This window comes from Pediococcus stilesii (genome assembly GCF_001437075.1).
Classification (GTDB): Bacteria; Bacillota; Bacilli; order Lactobacillales; family Lactobacillaceae; genus Pediococcus; species Pediococcus stilesii.
In genome coordinates, this window is sequence record NZ_JQBX01000007.1 from 71,590 (window position 1) to 92,704 (window position 21,115).

Here is a 21,115-nt window from a genome sequence, read left to right on the forward strand (position 1 = left end):
ATCTCCGTTTATTTTTTTATCGAAATGTTATTTTAACGTAAATGAAAAAGCTTGTCACTAATTTCAATCTATGAAAACGTATTAATAAATAACTTTTTTACGGTTGAATGAAGATGAATTTTTCATTAAAAATATGCTAATATATGTATTAGTATAAAAATTAGGAGTGTAATTTATGAAAAAAGTTCGGAATTGGAGATTGTCACTAGGATGGCAAATCCTAATAGGTCTTATTTTAGGTGTCGTTCTGGGTGCTGTTTTCTACCATAATCAGACGGCAATCACGACGATGCAAAACCTTGGAACGATGTTCATTCATATGATTCAAATGATTGTTTTACCAATCGTTGTATCATGTTTAACCGTTGGAATTGCTGGAATGGGAGACATCGGCGAGTTAGGTCGAGTAGGTTTGAAGACGTTGATTTACTTCGAAATTCTAACAACAATTGCGTTAGTCGTCGGAATGGTATTTGCGAACGTTTTTCATCCAGGTACATATATCGATATTCATAGTTTGCAAAGTACGGATATTAGTTCATACGTTGAAACGGCCAAGACTGCAAAAGAAAGTAGCGGGCTTTGGTCAACGATTATGAATATTATTCCTACTAATATTTTCAGTGCCCTTTCTGAAGGTAATATGATGCCAATTATATTCTTTTCAGTACTGTTTGGATTAGGAATTACGGCCATTGGTAAAGAAGGCCAAATTTTGATCGATGGATTAACGGCCATTCAGGAAGTAATGTTTAAAGTTACTAATTGGATTATGCACCTTTCACCAATCGGAGTTTGTGCGTTGATCGGGGTCACAATTGCTCAAATGGGAGTCGACGCATTGAAACCGCTGGGATTGTTCATTTTAATTGCGTACGTGGCAATGCTATTTTTTGTCATCGTTGTGTTGGGAGCCGTTGCCAAGCTTCATCATGTTAATTTTTTCCAACTATTAAAGGTTATTAAAAATGAAGTGATCTTGGCATTTTCAACTGCCAGTTCCGAAGCGGCATTACCTAAAATGATTGATAAGATGCAGAAATATGGAGTTAGCCAAGGGATTGTCTCATTTGTGATTCCAACTGGATATACGTTTAACCTTGATGGGTCAGCGATCTACCAAGCCGTTGGGGCTTTATTTCTAGCTCAGGCATATGGAATCCATTTAAGCATTGGACAACAAATCACGCTTTTAGTAGTTTTAATGATCACTTCAAAAGGGATGGCTGGGGTGCCTGGTGCATCATTTGTGGTACTTTTGGCTACCGTTTCAACCATTGGTGTTCCGATGTCGGGATTGACATTTATCGCCGGTGTGGATCGAATTATTGATATGGGACGAACTGCTGTTAACGTTGTTGGTAATTCACTTGCGGCCATTATTATGGGTAAATCTGAAGGTGAATTTGACGAAGAAAAGCACCAGAAGTATATTGAAAGCTTGTAAAAATTAATAATAAAAAAATCATGACTTTGATGTCATGATTTTTTTGATTCAGTATTAAAATTATCCCAATTCAAACGTGAAGTTAACAAGTCTGCTAACGTAGCTTGGATGGTTGTTTAACTGCTTAATTGTTTGTTGGAGCAGTTCCAGGTTATCCGTGATAATACCGTCAACGCCCATGAAGTTCATTTTAGCCATTGCGTCATCATCGTTAACGGTCCATGCGTAAACTTTTCGACCGGTCAGTTCAGCGGTTAGTAGGAAAGAATTATTTAGTGTTGAGTATTCCATCGTGTAAAAGTCCGCTTTCGATTGCGGTACGCCGATAAAGTTAAAAGGTAAAATGTAACCAACGGTTAACTTGGGATTTAATGTTTTTAATTTTTCGACGGCATTGTAATCCAGACTGTGAATTTGGTCATGATTTTTCAAAATCCGTTTACCATATTTTTGATTAAAACGTTCGATAACTTTAGGGTCATCATATTTAGTCGTTTTAATTTCGATTAAAAGGGGCTGTTTAGCTTTTTCAGCGGCGTCCATGTAATCGTCTAAACTAGCAACCTTTGCGGAATCGCCATTTTCACGTGCAGTTAACTTGGTCAGTTGTTTTAGGGTTAGCTCATGAGGAGCCTTGTTAACGCCAGTTAGATTTTTCAAATTTTCATCATGCATTACTACGAACTGATGATCCTTGGTTTCGTGGATGTCCATTTCAATAAAATCGGGATGCAATCGACTGGTATTTTTAAGAGCGGGAATTGTGTTTTGAACACCATTTCCATCGTTAACTCCGCGGTGAGAAAGCGTTGTTGGCGTATCACTGAAAAAACCAGTTAAATACAGTGAATTAAACCCGATTCCACCTAAAATAAGTAGCACAGCCGTAATTCGGATCCAGCGTTTGTTTCCAACTTCGTAGCTAAGGTTTTGAAGTTGTTCACCCAAGTCGGTGTTGTTTTGGATAAATTGTTGATCGTTTGCGAGTTCATCGGTCATTACCATCAAAGACCCCGCACCTAATGCGATTGAAGATAGTAACATGAAAAATTCAATTAAAACAAGATTGACCATGGCGGCAACAAAGCTAACTTCTTTGGTTGTGAAGTTATCAAATAGTGCTTGAATTCCAAGTACTAGCATCTGTCCTACGAAGACGACAACAACCGTTGCAATAAACAATAGAAATAGGCGCCAAACAATACTTCTGAAGTTCAATTTAGTTAAGTGCCAGCTGCGTTTAACCGCTTCGTGCCCAGAACTTTTACCTAAGATAATTAATGGTAAAACAAGTAAAAAACGAATTCCTAGATAGAAGGTAACGGCGTAGATAAGAATTAAAACAATCAGCAGAGCGAAGTTTTCATTTAGGATGTAATCAATTAAGAAACTGGGGATCTTTACTTTATTTAATAGAGGTGTCGAAAATCCTAGCCCACCAAATGGCAGAATTAGAATACTATAAATCAGTAAAAACCAAACTGATCGTAGAAAGGTCTTGCGAACGCGCCGAATGGATAAACGAAGTAAGGAATCGATGGTTAGCTTTTTTCCACTATTAATTTGCATCGTTCCCAAAAATAAAAATGTTACTTGCCAATAAATGGCAACAATGATGGCCAAAATCAGAATTACTAGACCGACATCTAGAAATGGATGATGGGTAATAACCTCAATCAAATTGGTATTTGAAAGGTAACGAACACCTGCAAAGCGAAGCATTAGGCTTCCAATTAAGGTGAAAATAGGAATTAAAAGTGCGTAAACGGCCACGGTACTGGCAATAAATAGCCATACATAGCTTAAAATATGTTTAAAAATGAATTGATAGGTTTTCTTAGTGCTAGACATTATTTTTCCCCCCAGAATGTGTCTTTCAAATAATTCTATCCAAAATGAGGGGGATGTGCCACCTTTATACCATGAAATGACTAGGATTAATTAAAAAAGATGGAGCCTGGACTGCAGTACGTCGTCGGCTTCATCTTTTTTGAGATTATTTTTCGGTTGTCTTGAAGGATCGGGTTGCTGGATCATAAGTATGCGTATAGACGTGTTCACCATATTCTTCAAAAAATAGATTTTCGTCCGTAGTACTGGGGTAAAAAAAGCTTTCCTCATCGCCATTTTGGAGTTGAATGCCGGCCATTGGTGCACTGACGGTTGTTAGACGAGTTGTAGGAGTTGAAAGGTAAGCAGCGATATATTTTTTAATTAACTGAAGATTCATAATTTTCCTCCGATATTAAAGAGCGTTTTTTGTTTGATCTGTATCGATAACGTAATTGTTAATTATCTTAGAAGACATTGCTGGTGTCTTGGATAAAATGGTTTGAGCGACAACGGATTGAGATAGTTGTTCTTGATAGAAGTCATTGGGAATAAACTGACTGATGCTCAAGATGACAAAAGTTATTAAGTAACTAATAACAACACCAACAACGGCACCGGCAAGACCATTCACCTGATGAATAATGGGCAGCCATGTCACCATTTGAGATAAGCGACCGATTAAACGAATGATTATCCACCCAATCATCATTAAAAGAATGAAAGCAAGTGAATTCATTATGGTGAGATTAGTGATTTGATCATTTGATAAACCACCAAAAGTAGAATTCAAAAAGTTAGCAAAGGACGTATTAAATGTCTTAGCAAAGATGAAAACGACAATGTAACCGATGGAGTACAATAATTCCAGAACGAAGCCACGCCGATATCCACGCGCCACCGCTGAAATTAAGATTAAAATAATTACTAAAGATAGTAGCATTGAAAGCTCCTTTTTTTATTAGTTTCAAGTCGAAGATGTACGGAAAAATAAACAAACAAATGGATTTGAAAAAGATAACCATTGATCCTAAGGAACTTGGTACCTAAACAATATAGAGGAATTATCCACTTTATTCAAGGTAGTTGTAGTTCAATTAAGTTCAATTTAACTCAAATCAAGTTGGAAGAATAGGGTATCAGAAAGATTTTAGTAAGAACTTTACATTTGTTTACAGAAAAAGTAGAATATACCAGTAATTTAAAACGATTCTAAAGTAGAACGAGGCGACATTAATATGGAAAAAAAGAAAAAAGCAGGTACGCTGGCTCAGAAGATTAATATTATTCGGGCAAGCGTGATGGGAGCCAATGACGGGATTTTATCGGTTGCTGGAATTGTTTTGGGAGTAGCAGGTGCAACAACTAATAGTTTTGCGATCTTTATATCTGGAATTTCAGGAATGTTGGCGGGAACCGTTTCGATGGCGATGGGAGAATATGTTTCCGTTAATTCACAAAAAGATTCTCAGGAAAATGCCGTAAATGTCCAAAGACAGGCGCTAAAAGATAACTATCAAAATGAATTGGACTATGTAGCAGATAAGTATGCCAAAAGCGGGATTCCAAACGAACTAGCTCAAAAAGCGGCTAAGGAAATGATGGAAAAAGACGCAGTATTAACAACGGTACGTGAACGGTATGGATTTGATATGAATAACTTTACCAGCCCATACATGGCTGCAATTTCATCGATGATTTCGTTTTCGTTGGGGTCACTTTTACCGTTATTGACGATTACGTTTGCAAAACAGAGCATCCGTGTTCCATTGACAGTGGTCTCTGTTGCAATTGCATTAGCAATCACGGGCTACGCTGCGGCAGTGATTGGAAAGGCGATTAGAGGTCGGGCAGTCTTAAGAAACGTGACGGCCGGACTAATCACGATGGCAATGACGTATTTAATTGGCTCGCTATTTGCGAGATAACTAACGGAGAAAAGTAGATATGAAAATGAAGAAAAAAGAAATGAGCCTTGATAATAAACTAAATATGCTTCGGGCAGGCGTTTTGGGTGCTAATGACGGAATATTAACCGTTGTTGGTGTTTTGTTCAGTGTGGTTGCGGCCACCACTAATCCATTTATTATTTTTATCGCGGGACTTTCAGACTTACTTTCATGTGCGTTTTCAATGTCAGCTGGCGAGTACGCTTCAGTTAGTTCGCAGCGTGACACCGAAAAAGCTGTTGTTGGGGAAGAACAATTACGTTTGAAAACTAACGCGGAGGATGAATTAGAGCTAGTGGCTAATTTTTATATGGAAAAAGGAGTCAGCAAGGATACGGCGCATGAAATTGCGACAGCTTTAATGCAAAAAAAACCGTTAAAAACCGCGGTCAATGTCCGATACGATATGGATCTAGACGACTACTTAACCCCTTGGGGGGCCGCGGTATCCTCACTAATTTCAGCGGCACTCGGTGGGATTTTTCCGCTGGCAGCAATGACGCTTGCTCCAACATCTTTCAAAATGGAAGCGACAATTCTAGCGACCGTCTTTTCGGTAGCATTGACGGGATTTTTAAGTGCGAAACTTGGAAATGGTCTAGCCAAAAAAGCGGTGATCCGAAATGTGATTGTCGGGATTGTCACGATGTTCATTCACTATTACATTGGTAAATTAATTTAGTGAATTGGAAATCGCTTTCAAACTACTATTAATCAGCTTCTTCTTAATTTTGTGCCGTATAAATTCCCGTCCAAAGGCATTTGTGGGGTTTGCTAATCATGAGCAATGTGTTATGATTGCCGATGGTTCAAGATTGAGGAAAGGAATGATTTTATTATGAGCAATGAGATCAAGAACCCAAAAAAGCACCATGGCTTAATTTCTTACGCTAATGGTCGCTCTTTGGAAGAAATAAATGGTACGGTTAAGGTGCCTAAGAACATAGGTTTTTGGAAGGCACTGTTTATGTATTCGGGTCCAGGAGCATTAGTTGCCGTTGGTTATATGGACCCTGGTAATTGGTCAACGTCAATCACTGGGGGTCAAAACTTCCAGTATATGTTAATGTCGATTATCTTGATTTCGAGTTTAATCGCGATGTTGCTACAATACATGGCGGCTAAACTGGGAATTGTGAGTCAGATGGACTTAGCGCAGGCAATCCGTGCGCGAACGAGTAAATCATTAGGAATTGTTTTATGGATTTTAACGGAGTTAGCAATCATGGCAACCGATATCGCTGAAGTTATCGGGGCAGCGATCGCGCTTTATTTGTTATTCAATATTCCACTTGTAATTGCAGTATTTATTACAGTTTTTGATGTTTTGCTATTATTATTACTCACTAAAGTCGGATTTAGAAAAATTGAAGCAATTGTTGTGTGTTTGATTTTAGTTATTTTAGTGGTATTCGTCTATCAAGTTGCACTATCAAATCCAAACTGGGGTGCAGTTTTTGGTGGTTTAATTCCAACTACAGAGGCGTTTAAAACGACTCCATCAATTGGTGGAATGACACCATTATCTGGATCGCTTGGAATTATCGGTGCAACAGTTATGCCACATAATCTTTACTTACATTCGGCGGTTTCACAGACACGTGAAATTGACCATAATGACGAGGAAGACGTTGCAAGAACGGTCCGTTTTTCAACATGGGACTCAAATATTCAACTATCGTTTGCGTTTGTAGTTAACTCGCTCTTGTTAGTGATGGGGGTTGCAGTTTTCAAGACCGGAGCGGTTAAAGATCCATCATTCTTTGGTCTTTTCCAGGCCTTAAATGATACTTCAACGTTAAGTAACGGAATTTTAATTGGGGTTGCTAAAACCGGAATTTTGTCAACGCTATTTGCGGTGGCCCTCTTGGCTTCGGGTCAAAATTCCACAATTACCGGAACGTTAACCGGACAAGTAATCATGGAAGGTTTTGTCCACATGCGAATGCCATTATGGGCAAGGCGCTTAATTACACGTTTGATTTCGGTTATTCCAGTTTTGATTTGCGTAATGATTACCAGCGGAAAAGGAGACATTCAGGAGCATGAGGCGCTTAATACCTTAATGAATAACTCCCAAGTCTTCCTGGCGTTTGCTCTGCCATTTTCGATGGTGCCGTTGCTAATGATGACGGATAGTCGAGTTGAAATGGGTGATCGCTTTAAAAATGGTTGGATAGTTAAAATTTTAGGATGGATATCAATTATTTTCCTAACATTCCTAAATCTGCAGGGACTACCAGACTCAATCGCTGCTTTCTTTGGTGCTAATCCAAGTGCGGCAGAATTAAATATTGCACATATTATTGCTTATATTTTAATTGTGGCGGTCCTATCGCTGCTGGCTTGGACGGTATTTGAACTACACAAGGGAAACAAGCGTTATGAATTAGCAATGGAGCAAAAAGCAGAAACAAAGGAGGAAGAATAAATGGCCTTTGACGTGAAAAGAATATTGGTGGGTGTCGATGATTCAGATGATGCAATCTTAGCACTTGATTACGCAATTAATCTTGCCACGAGTGCCAATTCCGAATTAGTGATTGTTTCAGTTTTAGAAAGTGATGAAATGAATGTTTTTCAGGCTCTAGATAAAGATTATATTCATGGCGAGCGGGAAGAACTTGAACAGCATATTTTAAAATATCAAAAGAAAGCCCAGGACGCAGGCGTTCAAAACGTTCGATGCGTTGTAACAGAGGGTGACCCAGGCGAAACGATTGTCGGAGAAGTTATTCCAGCAATTAAACCAGATCTGTTAGTGGTAGGGGCCGAGGCCAAAAGCGGAATCTCTCGTCGTTTTGGGAGTCAAGCGGCTTATATGGCCAAATATGCACCAATTACGGTGACGGTTGTTAGATAATCGTTGAAATTAATGCCGACCAAAAAGCAGTTAAGACAAGAACATTTTGTCTTAACTGCTTTTTTGCTTAGTATTTTTTATTTAGCGCTAAAACAAAGGGAGTTTAAAACTAAGTAAAAAATACTAATTAAAGATCACCAAAAAGTTTTCTGTGCAATTAACCGTTCGGACAGTTAATTTAAAACGATTCTGGGAGTCGGAGCTGGTAATCAGAAAACTAGGGTGATAATTTGCGTAAAAAGAAAAGTAAAACTTACGACGATCAGACTTAGAGTTAACGACCAAACAGGAGGTTTGATCGGAAGCTCGTACAACTTGAGTACCGGGACGCTTTTTGCAATTGATTTCAACCACTAGCCTCACCTCCTCATCCGAATGATAGCATCGAGGTGACAAATAGTAATTGAAAAAATTAAGTCTTTTAATTTATTTAAACTTCGGTTGATTTTAAATGCTAGTCTTGTTAATATTGGACTGTAAACTATTAAAGTTTACGAATCATGACGAGTAACGTGAACTTATAATTCACGGACCTTTTCAAAAACCAAAAAGCGCAAAGAACAATTGCAATCCAGTGGATGGTTGAGTTCTTTGCGTTTTTTATTGCACAGAGCTGAAGGCTCTAAATTTAATTACTAAGAACTTGGGGCTGGTACCACTTCAGGATGGTTTCAGCATCCGTGACGCTTAAGTAGCGCAACTGAATCGCATCATTGTCGTTTCCCTTTCGCAGATTGAATTCAATGTGAGTGAGCTTTTTAGGTTCCATCCAAATGCTTTGTTTTAATCGAATAGATTGAATTTTGTCACGTTGAATAAAAGACCTTCTTCGCGTCCAGAGGTATCCCGTTTGAGTGACGATTAAATTCTTTGATACGACTTGAAATCCAGTATTTTTGGCGACGTAGCGACCTTGAAAATAACCAACGAAAAGTAGAAAAATGCCAAATGGCAGTACATATAGGAATGCTACGGACCAGAAAAAATAAGCTAAAACTAGCGGAAAAGCAACAATCGTTAGGTAAATGAGTACGCTGTTTCGAATGAAAAACCAAGCTCGCGGTGAAAATTTAAAACGGTTTTCGTTGATTTGCTGGGGAAGCCATTCAACAAATCGTTGCGACCGTGCCAGAGCTTCGGTCTCTTTAATTACCGGAATTATAACCAAGTTATGGCCATTTTCATCATCGGAGGCATTACTGGCAATTAACGATTGAACGGTGCTTAAATGAGCCAGTTGCCGAATGACATTTTGTTTGAAATCAATTGCTTGAATTTTGGATAACCGAATTCCGACCGTTTTTCGCTGAAAAAAACCTCTCACGGTCGTTAGTGACTGCTTTGCCGATGTTAGGGTAAAGCGGTAATACTTTTGAATAACATTCAAATAGGAGATAAGAAACCCAATCGTGATAATCAAAAACACTATAAAGATTATTATTACCAGTGATAGATGAACAAGTTGGGCGTTGAAGCTATTCAAAAACGATTTCGGGACAAGTTCTTGGATTTTATTAACTAACCAGAGAAGTCCAAGAATAATGGGAAGAAAGCTTAGGGATGTCAGCGCATAGCGGTTTAGATCCGAACCGTTAATTGTGTACGTGGTAGGTGAATCGACCGTTGTCGCCGACGAAGTAACTTTTGATACTAATTGGTCCGATTGGGACTGAGCGGACTTCTTTCGATAGGCCTCAATTTCAGCAGCAACTGATTTCGAGACCGTTAGCAGTCGAGCTTCACCGTGTTTTTCTTCTTTCCCCGCAGTTTCGATGGTGATATTTTCTAATCCAAATGGTTTTAAAAAAATCCATTGTTCCTCTTGAACGGTTTGAATGTTTGAATACGGAATGTGACGCGTTTGCTTAAGAAAAATACCAGAGTTAATGGTAATAAGCTGCTCGCCAAGTGAAAACGTAAAACGAAGATACCGAATAACAGCAAATATTATTAATAATAGGATAATTAAACCTAAAAATAACCATTTGAACTGTCCGACGCTCCCCGCGAGCCATCCCCATCCCATTAAAATGAATATCCACCAGTTATAGATTAGTTGTCCCCAAAAAATGAAGATTGAAATTGGTGATAGGTGCCGAACTTTAGAGGTCATCGCGGGCCTCCTTTGCTAAATGAAGAATCTGATTTTGAAGTTGTTCAGCGGTTTCTGGCGTGCCCCCCGCGATGGTGTGAGTAGTTGATGCAGTTTCGACGTTTACTTTTTGTAAATTCCAATGTTGCAGCAGTGGTCCGGCTTCAAGCGTGACATTTTGAATTCGAGTAATCGGGATGCTCTCTTCTTTTCGAAAAATATAGCCACTTTTCAAATAAACCGCGGTTGACGTGATTTGGTAATGTGAAAAGGCGTAACGATACGGAATTAAAGTGAAATCAATTGCCGTTCCAATGATGCTTAAAATAATCCCGAGCCAGATCAGCCACAGCGGCCAGCGCCAAAGTTGATGGGCAGCTACGAGACCTAAAATAATTATTATTTCAACTGCTGTTGTCAAAAAGGCGGTTAGGCGCCATACAGATTTAATTTTTGAAGGAAGTGGTTGCTCTTTCATGGGTAAGTGATATCCTTTATCGATTTTTTTAGATTGTTGATTTCCTTAATTATAGCGTATGTTTGGTACATTTTGGATGATAAGGCTAAGCGCAGTGGTGATGAATTTAACATTGTTAAAAATAATTTTTATTTGCAATTTAATGTTTTCAAAGTTATAGTGTAATAGTTAACTAGTACAATAGGAGAAACGAAATGAAATTCGATGACAAAGTTCCAATTTATTACCAGATTAAGCAGTATATTTACCAAGAAATTCTTATTAATCATTTTCAACCAGGAACTAAAATCCCCCCGGTTCGCCAATTGGCAATTGATTTAACCGTTAACGTTAACACGATTCAGCGTGCACTAAGTGAATTAATTGACGAAGAAATTTTGATTTCCAAGAGAGGGAAGGGTAATTTTGTGACCACTGATTTACAAATATTAAACCAGTTAAAAGAAAACATCGTTGAGGAAAAACTAGAAATTATGTATACGCAGTTAAAAAACCTTCAGATCAGTTCGGATGAAATGGTGCAATACTTATCCGATTACATTAAGAAGCGGGAGGAAAACGATCATGAGTAATCTACTAGAAATTAAAAATTTGAGCTATTCTCGAAACCTGCATTCAATTTTAGAAAATTTTAATTTAGAAATACCGCAGGGCCAAATTGTTGGGCTATTAGGTGCTAATGGGGCGGGTAAAACAACCGTGATGCGATTGATAGCGGGAAGTTTTCTTTACCGTCGCGGTACTATCAGTGTCCAAAATAGTCAAACGGTAGCGGAACGTAAGTCTAAAGTTAGTTTCACCGAACAAGCGAGTCATTTGGAAATGAATGCTCCTTTATCCAAAATTGGTGATTTTTATAATGAAATATATGAAGACTTCAATTTAACTAATTTTAAGCAATTATTGGCTGAACTGGGTTTAAAGATAGATCAAAAATTGAACCAACTCTCAAAAGGAAATTACCGTAAATTTGTAATCGCAGTTACTTTGGCGCGGAATGTCGACCTTTATCTGTTGGATGAACCTTTTGACGGAATTGATAGCATGAGCCGGAAGAAAATTATCGCAAGCATCATTAGCTGGAAGCCAGATAGCGCAACCATTTTAGTTAGTGACCATCACGTGGCTGACATTGCGAATTTATTGGACTCGGTTGTGGTGATTAAAAATAAGAAAGTGATCGCCAAAGAAGCTGCCAATACCATTCGCGAAGAGCTAGGACAGGACATTGAAACCTATTATGAAAGTTACTACGGGGAGGAAAACGATGACTAAACTAATGGCGTTAACATCGAACATGGTTAGAAATAAAGTGAAGACGATTCATGGTTTGTTCGGGATCTATGTGCTTGTAACCTTAGTACTTAGTGCCTATCAAACATTACGATATCACGTAAAAATTGGAGGCTGGATCGAATACGCAGAAGTAGTCGGTGCGTTTGCTACTTTTATAGTATTTTTGATAATTGTCATCCGTACCGAAAAAATTTTAGATTCAAGTACATACCGCCTTATCCCAATTACAGAAGGGAAACTATACACGGCCAACATCGTTTCAACCATTGTCGCCTTTTTGTATTTTGAGTTGTTAAACCTCATTTTTACCTTTTTACTTAACCCAGTTAGTTTTATCAGGGGGCTAAATTCAACGTTAAATGATACACCACTATCAATTTTATTAATAATGGTTGCCATGATTTTCGCAATGTTTGTGTTAATTGTTGCTTTAGTTACGCTAATGCATTTGGTAAATAGCGTTGGAACGACATTTCTACCAGCGATTGGGCAAAAGATTACCCGAGTTGTGATGGTGGTACTGTCAATTGTGGTGGTTAGTTATGTTTTTGGTGGATTACAGTATCTTGTAAGCTTGATTTTCACCAGAACGCAGGTATTTAATTCGGATAACGGTTTTTGGGTTGCAACGGCGTTAAGCCCAGTCTACGTCTTAGCCCTAGCTTTAGTAATCTCCGCCGTCAATATTTATCTCCTTCGAAACTGGGTCGAAATAAAGGTTAAAGCGGGGTAATAAGTCTATTTAAATAGATTCCCCCAAGACATAATAATCCCTTCGCCAAGGTGATGATTCATTAGTTGAGGATTGAGTAATAGCGTATAGAGGTCAGCGACGTCTTTAGAAAGGTGCCCTCCAACCGCTAAAGGAGTGAGGGCACCCTGCAACTCGCCGGTAACGCTAGGAAAATAAACGGAACGCATTAATTCCTCTTGGGCATTTTTTAAAATAGCGCGCTCGTCGGCACTAATATTTTTAGTCAAAATCGTGTTAATGGTCTGGAGTAATTGCTGTTCACGTTCGTGATATTGTTTGATCGACATTAGAATTTCCCCCTTGTAAATTAAAAACGCAGATGTGGTGCTGACCGGATGAATTAGACACAGTATAGTTGATAAAGCCTTCTTTTGAAATTAAAGTGACTTAATTGCAAGTCGGTTATGAAGGGCGGGGTTATGAGCCTTGGTGATCAGGAACAATTACATCAATAAATTTACGTTCAACGTTTAATTTAATTGGGAGTTGCTCGCTTGGATCACCATCAATGCGGGTTTCGATTTGGGTGTCCGGATCAGTGGTGGAAATCTGAAATTGATCGGCTTGGAGTTGATCGACGTCGCTGACCTTTTGAAATTGACCGGTCAAAAAATAACCAACATAGCCTAAAAGTCGTGAAATGGAAAAGTGCTTCAAAATAACCAAATGGATCTTACCATCTGAAGGTGAAGCGGAGGTATCAAAATTAGTAAATCCGCCGATTGAATTGGTTGTAGTCGCTAGTAAGAAACGCGTTTGGTAAATTTTGCTGCCTGAATTGCCGTAATGAACTTCAATTCGGTAAGACTTTTTAGCAATAAGTTGCTTAATCCCTTTTATTAGATAAATAATGGGTCCCCATTTTCTTTTTTCATTTTGACTAACATTTCGAGCCATATCAGCTAGTGTGCCAAGCGTTAAGCTACTGATAATGGCTCTTTTTTGTGTATGAATAAGGTCAACAGCATGTGGCTTGCCCGTTAAGATGACCTCAATTGCTTCAGATTCGTTCTCCGGAATGTTTAAAGCCTTGGCGAAATTGTTGACCGTTCCGCCTGGGATAATACCGACCCGGATTGATTTTTTTGCACGTAAAAATGCTGTAAAGACGGTGTTGATTGATCCATCGCCGCCAATTGTAACTAGCGTTCGATAGTGGGCAAGGTGATCCACAATAAATTCGATTGCTTCTTTTCGTGATGTAGTCGCTTTTAAATCAGTAGATCGCCGGTTTTGTTGTGCGCGCTTATTAAAATGTTTCGCAATTTTTTCGTTATTATCGGATCCGGCCTTTTTATTGTAAATTACGAGGTAGTCTTTCATTTTAATCAATCCCTTCGGTTGTTATTCTTTATGGTTCGTATAACAAGGTTAATGTCGGTCTTTAACTTAAGTATAACTAAATTAATAAACTTTGAGAAAAAAGACGTCGTGAATTATTTCTAAGATGTGATTTTTATTGTTGCGGAATAAAATGTTTTCGCTAAATATAAGGTTAATTGACCGAATTAGTATGATAAACTTAACGTTGAGGCTTATAAAAATAAGGTGGGAGAGTCGGTATGTTTTGTCCAAAATGTGGGAAAAAGAATAAAGAGGGTGCTAAGTTTTGTGCCAATTGTGGTGCAGAACTAAAAAGGCGTTCAAATAATGAAAAGAGTGCGTCAACGAAAGAAAAAGCGCTTGGGAGTCAGCCTGCTGAACTTCAATCAGGGTCTAAAGCAAAAAATGAAGTTCAAAAGTCAGACGGTTCTAGAGCGCAAAAAGTTCAAAAGGTTAGGAAAAATGCATGGATGAGATGGACGATTACAATTGCTGTACTGGCAATCGTAGCGGGAACTGGATTCTTTATCTATCAAAATAATCAGGCACCAAGCAATACCAAATCGAATAGTGCCGATTACACGGCGACAGTAAATTCAGAAAGTGAATCGTCGTCTTCAAGCAGTAGTAAAGCTTCTTCATCGAAAGCTAGCTCAATTTCCTTTCCGAAGAGTAAAGTTGAAGGAACAATCGAAGACGCCTTTGGTGATATAAGTGGAACGACATCGGTTTATGTTTCACCGACCGATTCAAGTGAAAAAGTAGTTTCGCACAATGGGGCTCAGCGAGCAGCCAGCAACATTAAACTATTTATTATGATAACGGCTTATAACGCGATTTCTGAAGGTCAATTGAACTTAGATGATGAATATACTTTGAAGGATTCAGATAAGGTTGACGGAACAGGAGCAATTCGTGAATTGACTGCGGGAACGAAATTAACGATTCAAAGGCTCATCGACTATATGATGGAAGACAGTGATAACACGGCTGCTAATATTATGATTCGCGAATTAGGCGGAATGGACGCCGTTAATAAACAAATTAAAAAAATGGGTGCGACTGATACAAAGCTGGAGCGGATGCTGATGGATACGGACGCCCTTAAAAGTGGTAAAGATAACTATACGTCAGTAACGGATTTGGGTGAGACTTTGAAAAAAATTTACAATCACCAAATGATATCGACCAAGTATGATAATGCAATGCTGGACGTATTAAAACAGAATAAAAATCGAACTAAACTCCCACACGATTTACCGAATGAAGCGACCGTTTATAATAAAACCGGTGAATTTGACGATTATGGTGTCGAAAATGACGCCGCAATTTTTGGGAATACGAAGGGCTCTTTTGTAATCGTGGTGATGTCTGAGGATGGACAACGAAACGAACAAATTAATCAAATGAATAGTTTTGGATCGGTCATGTATAAAGGATTATTGGAGGAGAACGAATAATGAAATTTTGTGCTAAATGTGGAGCAGCGCTTGAAGCAGAGGATAAATTCTGTACCAACTGTGGTACTCAGGTGGTAGAAGCGGCTCCGACAGAGGTCTTCGAACCTACAACTGCCGAACCTGTCAAAGAAGCTCGGATTGAAGAATCGGTCAAAAGTGAACAACCTGTTCATGAAACGGTGACACCAAAGTCCACGATGAACTCGGAAAAATTGAATCAAAATGTTGAACAGACCAAAAAATATGCGCAAAGCTATTGGAATTGGTTGAAATCTTCAATTCAAAATCCATCAAAAAGTCCGAGTGATGCTCACCAGTATTATGGAATTACAACGTTTGCTTTATTTTCAATAATTGGTGCACTATTCATCATTATTCCGGGGCGCCAAGCATTTACCTCAATTAATCAACAATCAGGTAATAGTACATATGATATAATGCAAAACCCATTTGGAATTGGACTTTTTCTTAAAATATTTGTGGTGTTTCTCATTATCTATGCTCTGTATTTGGCGGTGGGGTACTTCACGCTTAAGATAGCTGGAGATGATTCAGATGGTCTATCGCTTACTCGCTACACGAATGACTTTGCTCACCGGATTAACTTCACGTTTATTTTTGCGGTTAGTGCTCTTTTGATTACCATTATTTTTGTTCCAAATGAAATTGCGAATAGCATTGGAACAGATATGAAATCTTTTGGAACGCTGAATTTGGTTGGATTACTGCTGGGAGTAGCGGGAGTCAGCTTCAACATTGGATTCCTAGCCACGATTCTTAACACGAATGTGAAATTAAAGTTCGACAAATTTACGTAGCTTTAATTGCTCAAATGATAATTTTAGTGATCGTCTACATGTTAATTCGCTACATGGTGGTGCCAAGTGTCCAAAGCTATGTGATGAACGTTATTGACAGTGCTTTTAGTGGCATCTTTGGTTCATAATTAAATTCTCAACAAAAATAAAGGATCCGTTGTGTGTCAAATAACTTTAAGAAATTACCAAATTAAAGTTTCTAACACGCGATGGATCCTTTTAAAATCAACTCACAGATAGTAATTAAAATTAATTTGAAGAGTTTTCTAAAATATTTACCATTTGGGTAAAACCAAGTTGTTTGGCGTAATCTAATGCGGTTTGATTGCGATTATCGCGTAGGTCGGTTTTTGCTCCATAATCTAAAAGTAGTTGGACAATTTGTTGGTATTTGGAGGAGCCATCACGAAGGGCGACCGCTTCAATCAGAGCCGTATAGCCGGACTTGTTTTGATGGTTAATATCAACGTGACCATCTTTTAAAAGCAATCGAACATTATCAAGGTGCCCCTTCTCGGCCGCGGGGATTAAAGCAGTCCCTCCAAAGCGGTTATATAATTTGGGATTAGGTTCAGTGTGTTTTAAAATATAATCAAGGATTTGGGTGCGTCCTTGCGCGGCGGCATATAAATATGCGGAGTCTTGAATATGATCCTGCAGATTAACGTCGGCACCGTGATCAATTAATAGCTTGGCAATTTGCACATTGTTATTGTGTGTTGCCACTAAAAGTGGTGTTTCACCCTTTGAATTTGGTCGGTCAAGCTGGGTGGGATGTGCTTTTAAGGCCTGTTTGGTTTGTTCTAAGTTGTTATCTGTCACAGCGCTTAATAGGGATCGAACTTGAGAGACGGCTCTTGCGCTTGAAGAATTAGATTGACTTTGCGTACGACTGGAAGAAGTCGATGGTGATGGACTTTTTGATGGGGTACAGCCGACTAAAAGCCAGATGATGCCTAGAAAAATTAGGGGGATTTTAAACATTAAAAGACCTCCAATCTATAACCTATTTTGTATAATTAATATTAACATTTTTAATATAAAAGAAGTTAAAAGTTGATTCACAATAGTTAAAGATTTCGCTGTCAGCGGGAGGGAAGGCCATGTGTACTAGTATTGAAATGACTGCAAAAAATGGTGAAGTATTTTGGGGACGAACAATGGATTTGAGCCTGCCAATGTTTGGTGAGCTTGGTGGTGGAGCTCGAAGTGTTATAACCAGCTTTCCTGCGGGCGTGAAAATTAAAAGTCAGTTGAAATCGTGGTCAGCCCTTTATGCTGTAATGGGAATTGGAATTCGAGGGACTTCCATTTTGTATGATGGAATTAATGAAGCGGGGTTAGCTGGAGATTTGCAAGTCCTTTTTGAAACCACGGCGGCGTCTCGAACAGAAATTGACCAAAGAAATCAAATCCCCGTGATGAATGCTGAATTTGTGACGTATATTTTGACACATTATCAGAGCGTAGCTGAAATTCGTCAAAATTATCACCAGTTTGCCGTATTAGCAGAGTCCATGGTGGTGCATGGAAAGACGGTAACTACGCCAATCCATTATAATTTTGTGGATCCAAGCGGGGATAGCGTTGTTTTAGAAGCTACCGATCGTGGTTCTTTTAAACTATATGATTCGGTTGGGGTGATGACCAATAGTCCGGAATACGATTGGCACGTTACTAATTTAAGAAACTATATTGGTCTCGATAAATGGAATCTTCGCCATCGTCGACGCTACAGAGAGGGACAAGTTTTAAAACCACTTGATGCTGGAATTGGTTATGGACTGGCAAGTTTACCCGGTTCGTACACATCGGTTGATCGCTTTATACGGAGCTTTATGATTACCAGCATGATGGATGAATTTGAAGCAAAAGATGGAGTAAATCAGCTGTATGCTGCATTTCATTCAGTAATTATTCCTCAAGGTGTGGAGCGCAATTCTGAAAATAATACGGCTTCTGAACACACTCGTTATTGGGTGGGGTATGATCTGGAGCAACGCCGATTATACGTTCAACCAAGCGTTGGCCTTGCATTTACCAGTAAGCAGTTAGATCCGCTAACTGCAGATATTGAAATTGAAGAAATTAATACTGGAAATTACTTTGATCAAAGATGAAAAATAAAAAAGCGTACCAAAAGTCGATCTTTGGATTAACCATTTAATGCCATTAATTGATGATATTAGATGGTTAATTTTTAAAAATTGACTGATATGGCACGTTTTTTTAATTTTTAGGGAAAATGATTCTCTTTGGCGACGAGTTAATGTAATCATAGTCCTAAAATTTTTTGCCACTCCTGAATGACCGTTGCCATTTCAAAATCCTGGGCCCGTTTACGTGATTTATCAGCGTATCGTTTTCGAACGGAGATGTCATTTAAGAGGGGAGTAACCGCATTTAAAAAGTTGTGAGGATCATGATTATCTAGCAGAATACCGTGTTCACCACCAGCCAGATATTCATCGGCACCAGTGGAATACATGGTTGCAACGGGGAGGCCGAAGCTCATGGCTTCTCCGAGAACGAGCGGAAGCCCTTCCCAACGCGAAGTCATTACAAAAAGTGAAGCATTTAGGTAGTGTTCAATTAATTTTTGATCTTTCAGACGGCCTTGATAGTTAACATTTTGCTGGGCGTGGTGTTTGGCAATTAAAGCATCAAACTCTTTCATTGCGAGTTCTCGTCCGTCACCGGCAATGGATAAGTGCCAATCGTCAGGTAGAAGTGATGCAAATTCAATTAGAAAGTCAATTCCCTTTTGACGAATATCAGTGCGACCGGTAAACGCAATATTGTGTGCCATAAGGGTCGAAGTTTTTGGTGCGACGATGGTTAGCGGATTATAAATTTTAATTGTATTGAGATTATATGGTAAAAATCCAAGTAAATCGTACTCGGTTAAAACAACTACCGTATCGGCAGCGTTGAGTCCGCGGGTGAATTCTTTTTGCATGTGAATATAGTAGTTATTTAGGTAGGTATCAACATTATTATGCATCCAGGCAATGGCCCGAATGTGAGGAATTTTACGTTTGATTTTTGGAATGAAGCTGGTCAATAACCCCGCGGTTAAAATGACCGAATCATAGTTACCATTTGAAAGCTCATCGATTAAGTCGTTAATTTGTGTTTTAAAACGATCTAATGGGTGATCACCCCGAAAACTGATTCCGTGAGAATCAATGGGATGACGGGCAATAATTAACGGCGCTTTGAGCGGATAAAATGATTCGATGTCAGCTAAAGAATAATAATAAATATTAGTTTCTTTGGAGAGGCGATTACCTAGAACACTAGTGACACGCTTAACTCCATCCATGACGAAATTTTCGACTACAATCAGTGTTTTCATTGAAATCAGCTCTTTTCTCTTAAAACCAAACTAATTTTAAAAACAATTATTTGAGGTTGATTATGAACTATTGATAATGCAAATTCAAAGTATATGCTTATATAAGGACGTAGATTATACTCAATATAGTTGTATACAATAAATATATTTATTGTATACTAAAAATGAACTGTAGGGTCCGGATCCATGGAACTTGTAGTGTTAGCAAAAGGATGGAAGGTTTTTAGTTTGAAAGAATTTTCAAGGTGGGCCACGGGATTTTTTAGCATAAACACGATAATTATAACGTTTTTTTTGATTGGAATGCTTTTTATCATGGTGTTCGGAGGATACCTATTAAGTCGGAAGTTAAGGGCGGCGACACAAGTTAGCTTGGGAATCCGACACCAAATTAATAATGTGGTTTGGTTTGTTTTATTAAGTGTAAGCATGTTATTTTTGCAGACGGCGTATTCGATTATGAGCTACTATAACAGTCAATGGGAATTTTCTAATGTTCAGTTTATTATTTTGTTTTTCTGTCTGTACAACATTAGAAATGGTGGCATTATTGCATTTAACTACATATTACCGCTCGTTAAGAGCTACCAGTACTTAGTGGCTGGCAGGATTGATAACGTGTGGATCTATTTGCTACTATTAATCATTTTGTTTTTAGATATTACATACGTTTCAAATGGTGGACTTACCTTTAATGATTCTAAAAAACACTATAAGTTATATTTGGTTACACTGTTTTTCTTCGTTATCGGTTGGTGGGGAATGCTATGCGTTGCATTCGATTTTTCACCGGAAGAAATGGGATTAAAAATTATCGGCTTTGCCGTTTTGGCTAGTATCATTCATTTTCTGTATCGCTTTGTTCGCAATATTGAAAAAGAGCGGGCGTCTTTGGAACGGGATGTTAAAATCGACGAGCTAACTGGAGCAAATAATCGAGCTGAGTTTGACAAAGTGAAGGATCAAATTTTTCGTTCATATGATAATAAAGATCAACCTCTGGGAATAGCGATGTTTGATATCGACCATTTTAAGCAGTTCAATGATCAGTATGGACATACAGTTGGCGATGGTGTCCTAAAAGAAACTGTTCGGCGGGTCCAAAAGGGACTTTTAGATAATCAAACAGGTGGAGAGCTATTTCGCGTGGGTGGCGAGGAGTTTCTAATTATTTTTCGAGACCATTCCGCAAAAGATGTGCGGAAAATAATGAAAAGTATTCGAGATGCGGTTGCAGGCGAATTATCGGATATTGAAGGCCGTCAATTGAGAATTAATATTTCATGCGGAATTACAGAATTAAAGGCGACCGACACGAATTTTTCGGATTTATATAACCGAGTAGATAGTTATTTATATCAATCTAAAAGACAAGGCCGAAACTGAATTACAGTCGAAGGACAAACGCAGCAGTTTGCTTGATTTTTTAAGGATTTACCATCATTTT

The 21,115-nt window shown here is 38.5% G+C and carries 21 protein-coding genes; 12 read left to right on the plus strand and 9 right to left on the minus strand.

The genetic code is table 11. The features are described from left to right. Positions 1-175: 175 nt before the first annotated feature. Positions 176-1,447: a cation:dicarboxylate symporter family transporter gene (locus tag IV81_RS04325; protein WP_057802615.1), complete on the plus strand. Its 1,272-nt coding sequence runs from the start codon at positions 176-178 to the stop codon at positions 1,445-1,447. 60 nt (positions 1,448-1,507) lie between these two features. Here the strand turns inward: IV81_RS04325 and IV81_RS04330 are convergent, their stop codons facing one another. The 3 genes from IV81_RS04330 to IV81_RS04340 form a co-directional block, all read right to left on the minus strand. Next, positions 1,508-3,298: a glycerophosphoryl diester phosphodiesterase membrane domain-containing protein gene (locus IV81_RS04330; RefSeq protein ID WP_057802616.1), complete on the minus strand. Its 1,791-nt coding sequence runs from the start codon at positions 3,296-3,298 to the stop codon at positions 1,508-1,510. Between the two features lie 145 nt (positions 3,299-3,443). Continuing rightward, positions 3,444-3,677 carry a hypothetical protein gene (locus IV81_RS04335; protein WP_057802617.1) on the minus strand — a complete coding sequence of 78 codons (234 nt, stop codon included), beginning with the start codon at positions 3,675-3,677 and terminating at the stop codon, positions 3,444-3,446. Positions 3,678-3,692: 15 nt separating this feature from the next. Beyond that, positions 3,693-4,220 carry a CvpA family protein gene (locus IV81_RS04340; protein WP_057802618.1) on the minus strand — a complete coding sequence of 176 codons (528 nt, stop codon included), beginning with the start codon at positions 4,218-4,220 and terminating at the stop codon, positions 3,693-3,695. A 295-nt stretch (positions 4,221-4,515) separates the two neighbouring features. On the opposite strand from IV81_RS04340, the gene IV81_RS04345 reads away from it, so the two are divergent. The 4 genes from IV81_RS04345 (at position 4,516) to IV81_RS04360 (ending at position 8,089) form a co-directional block, all read left to right on the plus strand. Further along, positions 4,516-5,205: a VIT1/CCC1 transporter family protein gene (locus IV81_RS04345; RefSeq protein WP_057802619.1), complete on the plus strand. Its 690-nt coding sequence runs from the start codon at positions 4,516-4,518 to the stop codon at positions 5,203-5,205. Between the two features lie 19 nt (positions 5,206-5,224). Then, positions 5,225-5,908: a VIT1/CCC1 transporter family protein gene (locus tag IV81_RS04350; protein ID WP_057802620.1), complete on the plus strand. Its 684-nt coding sequence runs from the start codon at positions 5,225-5,227 to the stop codon at positions 5,906-5,908. Between the two features lie 156 nt (positions 5,909-6,064). Continuing rightward, positions 6,065-7,657 (plus strand): Nramp family divalent metal transporter, encoded by a 1,593-nt coding sequence (locus IV81_RS04355; RefSeq protein WP_057802621.1) that lies wholly within the window; start codon positions 6,065-6,067, stop codon positions 7,655-7,657. Continuing rightward, positions 7,658-8,089, plus strand: a complete 432-nt coding sequence (locus IV81_RS04360; RefSeq protein WP_057802622.1) for a universal stress protein — start codon at positions 7,658-7,660, stop codon at positions 8,087-8,089. It begins immediately after the preceding gene. 628 nt (positions 8,090-8,717) lie between these two features. On the opposite strand, the gene IV81_RS04365 is transcribed toward IV81_RS04360, so the two are convergent. Together IV81_RS04365 and IV81_RS04370 are read right to left on the minus strand one after the other, a co-directional pair. Continuing rightward, positions 8,718-10,202, minus strand: a complete 1,485-nt coding sequence (locus tag IV81_RS04365; RefSeq protein ID WP_057802623.1) for a PH domain-containing protein — start codon at positions 10,200-10,202, stop codon at positions 8,718-8,720. Then, on the minus strand, positions 10,192-10,659 hold the full coding sequence (locus IV81_RS04370) for a PH domain-containing protein (protein ID WP_057802624.1): 468 nt from the start codon (positions 10,657-10,659) through the stop codon (positions 10,192-10,194). Before IV81_RS04370 ends, IV81_RS04365 begins: the two co-directional genes overlap by 11 nt. A 194-nt stretch (positions 10,660-10,853) precedes the next feature. Here IV81_RS04370 and IV81_RS04375 point away from each other — a divergent pair, with 194 nt between their 5' ends. From IV81_RS04375 to IV81_RS04385, 3 genes are read left to right on the plus strand one after another with little or no spacing between them, the layout of a single operon-like run. After that, positions 10,854-11,231 (plus strand): GntR family transcriptional regulator, encoded by a 378-nt coding sequence (locus IV81_RS04375; protein ID WP_057802625.1) that lies wholly within the window; start codon positions 10,854-10,856, stop codon positions 11,229-11,231. Beyond that, positions 11,224-11,934, plus strand: a complete 711-nt coding sequence (locus IV81_RS04380) for an ATP-binding cassette domain-containing protein (RefSeq protein ID WP_057802626.1) — start codon at positions 11,224-11,226, stop codon at positions 11,932-11,934. The genes IV81_RS04375 and IV81_RS04380 overlap by 8 nt, the downstream gene beginning before the upstream one ends. Then, positions 11,927-12,688: a hypothetical protein gene (locus IV81_RS04385; RefSeq protein ID WP_057802627.1), complete on the plus strand. Its 762-nt coding sequence runs from the start codon at positions 11,927-11,929 to the stop codon at positions 12,686-12,688. Before IV81_RS04380 ends, IV81_RS04385 begins: the two co-directional genes overlap by 8 nt. Positions 12,689-12,693: 5 nt before the next feature. Here the strand turns inward: IV81_RS04385 and IV81_RS04390 are convergent, their stop codons facing one another. Both IV81_RS04390 and IV81_RS04395 read right to left on the minus strand, forming a co-directional pair. Next, positions 12,694-12,996, minus strand: coding sequence for a bacteriocin immunity family protein (locus IV81_RS04390; RefSeq protein WP_057802628.1), 303 nt, complete (start codon positions 12,994-12,996; stop codon positions 12,694-12,696). A gap of 130 nt (positions 12,997-13,126) precedes the next feature. Next, positions 13,127-14,032: a diacylglycerol/lipid kinase family protein gene (locus IV81_RS04395; RefSeq protein ID WP_057802629.1), complete on the minus strand. Its 906-nt coding sequence runs from the start codon at positions 14,030-14,032 to the stop codon at positions 13,127-13,129. Between the two features lie 239 nt (positions 14,033-14,271). Between IV81_RS04395 and IV81_RS04400 the strand changes: the two genes are divergently transcribed. Then, positions 14,272-15,492, plus strand: coding sequence for a serine hydrolase (locus tag IV81_RS04400; protein ID WP_057802630.1), 1,221 nt, complete (start codon positions 14,272-14,274; stop codon positions 15,490-15,492). Continuing rightward, positions 15,492-16,310: a zinc ribbon domain-containing protein gene (locus IV81_RS04405; protein ID WP_057802631.1), complete on the plus strand. Its 819-nt coding sequence runs from the start codon at positions 15,492-15,494 to the stop codon at positions 16,308-16,310. The genes IV81_RS04400 and IV81_RS04405 overlap by 1 nt, the downstream gene beginning before the upstream one ends. Before the next feature lie 249 nt (positions 16,311-16,559). Here the strand turns inward: IV81_RS04405 and IV81_RS04410 are convergent, their stop codons facing one another. After that, positions 16,560-17,294 (minus strand): ankyrin repeat domain-containing protein, encoded by a 735-nt coding sequence (locus IV81_RS04410; protein WP_083484680.1) that lies wholly within the window; start codon positions 17,292-17,294, stop codon positions 16,560-16,562. A 119-nt stretch (positions 17,295-17,413) separates the two neighbouring features. Between IV81_RS04410 and IV81_RS04415 the strand changes: the two genes are divergently transcribed. Continuing rightward, entirely contained in the window at positions 17,414-18,430 is a 1,017-nt protein-coding gene (locus IV81_RS04415) for a linear amide C-N hydrolase (RefSeq protein WP_057802632.1), read from the plus strand. 155 nt (positions 18,431-18,585) lie between these two features. Here IV81_RS04415 and IV81_RS04420 read toward each other — a convergent pair whose 3' ends face one another. Next, entirely contained in the window at positions 18,586-19,668 is a 1,083-nt protein-coding gene (locus IV81_RS04420) for a glycosyltransferase (protein WP_057802633.1), read from the minus strand. Between the two features lie 228 nt (positions 19,669-19,896). On the opposite strand from IV81_RS04420, the gene IV81_RS04425 reads away from it, so the two are divergent. Next, entirely contained in the window at positions 19,897-21,054 is a 1,158-nt protein-coding gene (locus IV81_RS04425) for a GGDEF domain-containing protein (RefSeq protein ID WP_162257318.1), read from the plus strand. Positions 21,055-21,115 lie beyond the last annotated feature (61 nt).

Coding starts and splice junctions, on each gene's coding strand:
- IV81_RS04385 (WP_057802627.1), top strand. CDS start 11,927: ATGACTAAACTAATGGCGTTAACATCGAACATGGTTAGAAATAAAGTG.
- IV81_RS04360 (WP_057802622.1), top strand. CDS start 7,658: ATGGCCTTTGACGTGAAAAGAATATTGGTGGGTGTCGATGATTCAGAT.
- IV81_RS04415 (WP_057802632.1), top strand. CDS start 17,414: ATGTGTACTAGTATTGAAATGACTGCAAAAAATGGTGAAGTATTTTGG.
- IV81_RS04330 (WP_057802616.1), bottom strand. CDS start 3,298: ATGTCTAGCACTAAGAAAACCTATCAATTCATTTTTAAACATATTTTA.
- IV81_RS04365 (WP_057802623.1), bottom strand. CDS start 10,202: ATGACCTCTAAAGTTCGGCACCTATCACCAATTTCAATCTTCATTTTT.
- IV81_RS04340 (WP_057802618.1), bottom strand. CDS start 4,220: ATGCTACTATCTTTAGTAATTATTTTAATCTTAATTTCAGCGGTGGCG.
- IV81_RS04390 (WP_057802628.1), bottom strand. CDS start 12,996: ATGTCGATCAAACAATATCACGAACGTGAACAGCAATTACTCCAGACC.
- IV81_RS04345 (WP_057802619.1), top strand. CDS start 4,516: ATGGAAAAAAAGAAAAAAGCAGGTACGCTGGCTCAGAAGATTAATATT.
- IV81_RS04375 (WP_057802625.1), top strand. CDS start 10,854: ATGAAATTCGATGACAAAGTTCCAATTTATTACCAGATTAAGCAGTAT.
- IV81_RS04405 (WP_057802631.1), top strand. CDS start 15,492: ATGAAATTTTGTGCTAAATGTGGAGCAGCGCTTGAAGCAGAGGATAAA.
- IV81_RS04395 (WP_057802629.1), bottom strand. CDS start 14,032: ATGAAAGACTACCTCGTAATTTACAATAAAAAGGCCGGATCCGATAAT.
- IV81_RS04325 (WP_057802615.1), top strand. CDS start 176: ATGAAAAAAGTTCGGAATTGGAGATTGTCACTAGGATGGCAAATCCTA.
- IV81_RS04335 (WP_057802617.1), bottom strand. CDS start 3,677: ATGAATCTTCAGTTAATTAAAAAATATATCGCTGCTTACCTTTCAACT.
- IV81_RS04420 (WP_057802633.1), bottom strand. CDS start 19,668: ATGAAAACACTGATTGTAGTCGAAAATTTCGTCATGGATGGAGTTAAG.
- IV81_RS04380 (WP_057802626.1), top strand. CDS start 11,224: ATGAGTAATCTACTAGAAATTAAAAATTTGAGCTATTCTCGAAACCTG.
- IV81_RS04350 (WP_057802620.1), top strand. CDS start 5,225: ATGAAAATGAAGAAAAAAGAAATGAGCCTTGATAATAAACTAAATATG.
- IV81_RS04355 (WP_057802621.1), top strand. CDS start 6,065: ATGAGCAATGAGATCAAGAACCCAAAAAAGCACCATGGCTTAATTTCT.
- IV81_RS04400 (WP_057802630.1), top strand. CDS start 14,272: ATGTTTTGTCCAAAATGTGGGAAAAAGAATAAAGAGGGTGCTAAGTTT.
- IV81_RS04410 (WP_083484680.1), bottom strand. CDS start 17,294: ATGTTTAAAATCCCCCTAATTTTTCTAGGCATCATCTGGCTTTTAGTC.
- IV81_RS04370 (WP_057802624.1), bottom strand. CDS start 10,659: ATGAAAGAGCAACCACTTCCTTCAAAAATTAAATCTGTATGGCGCCTA.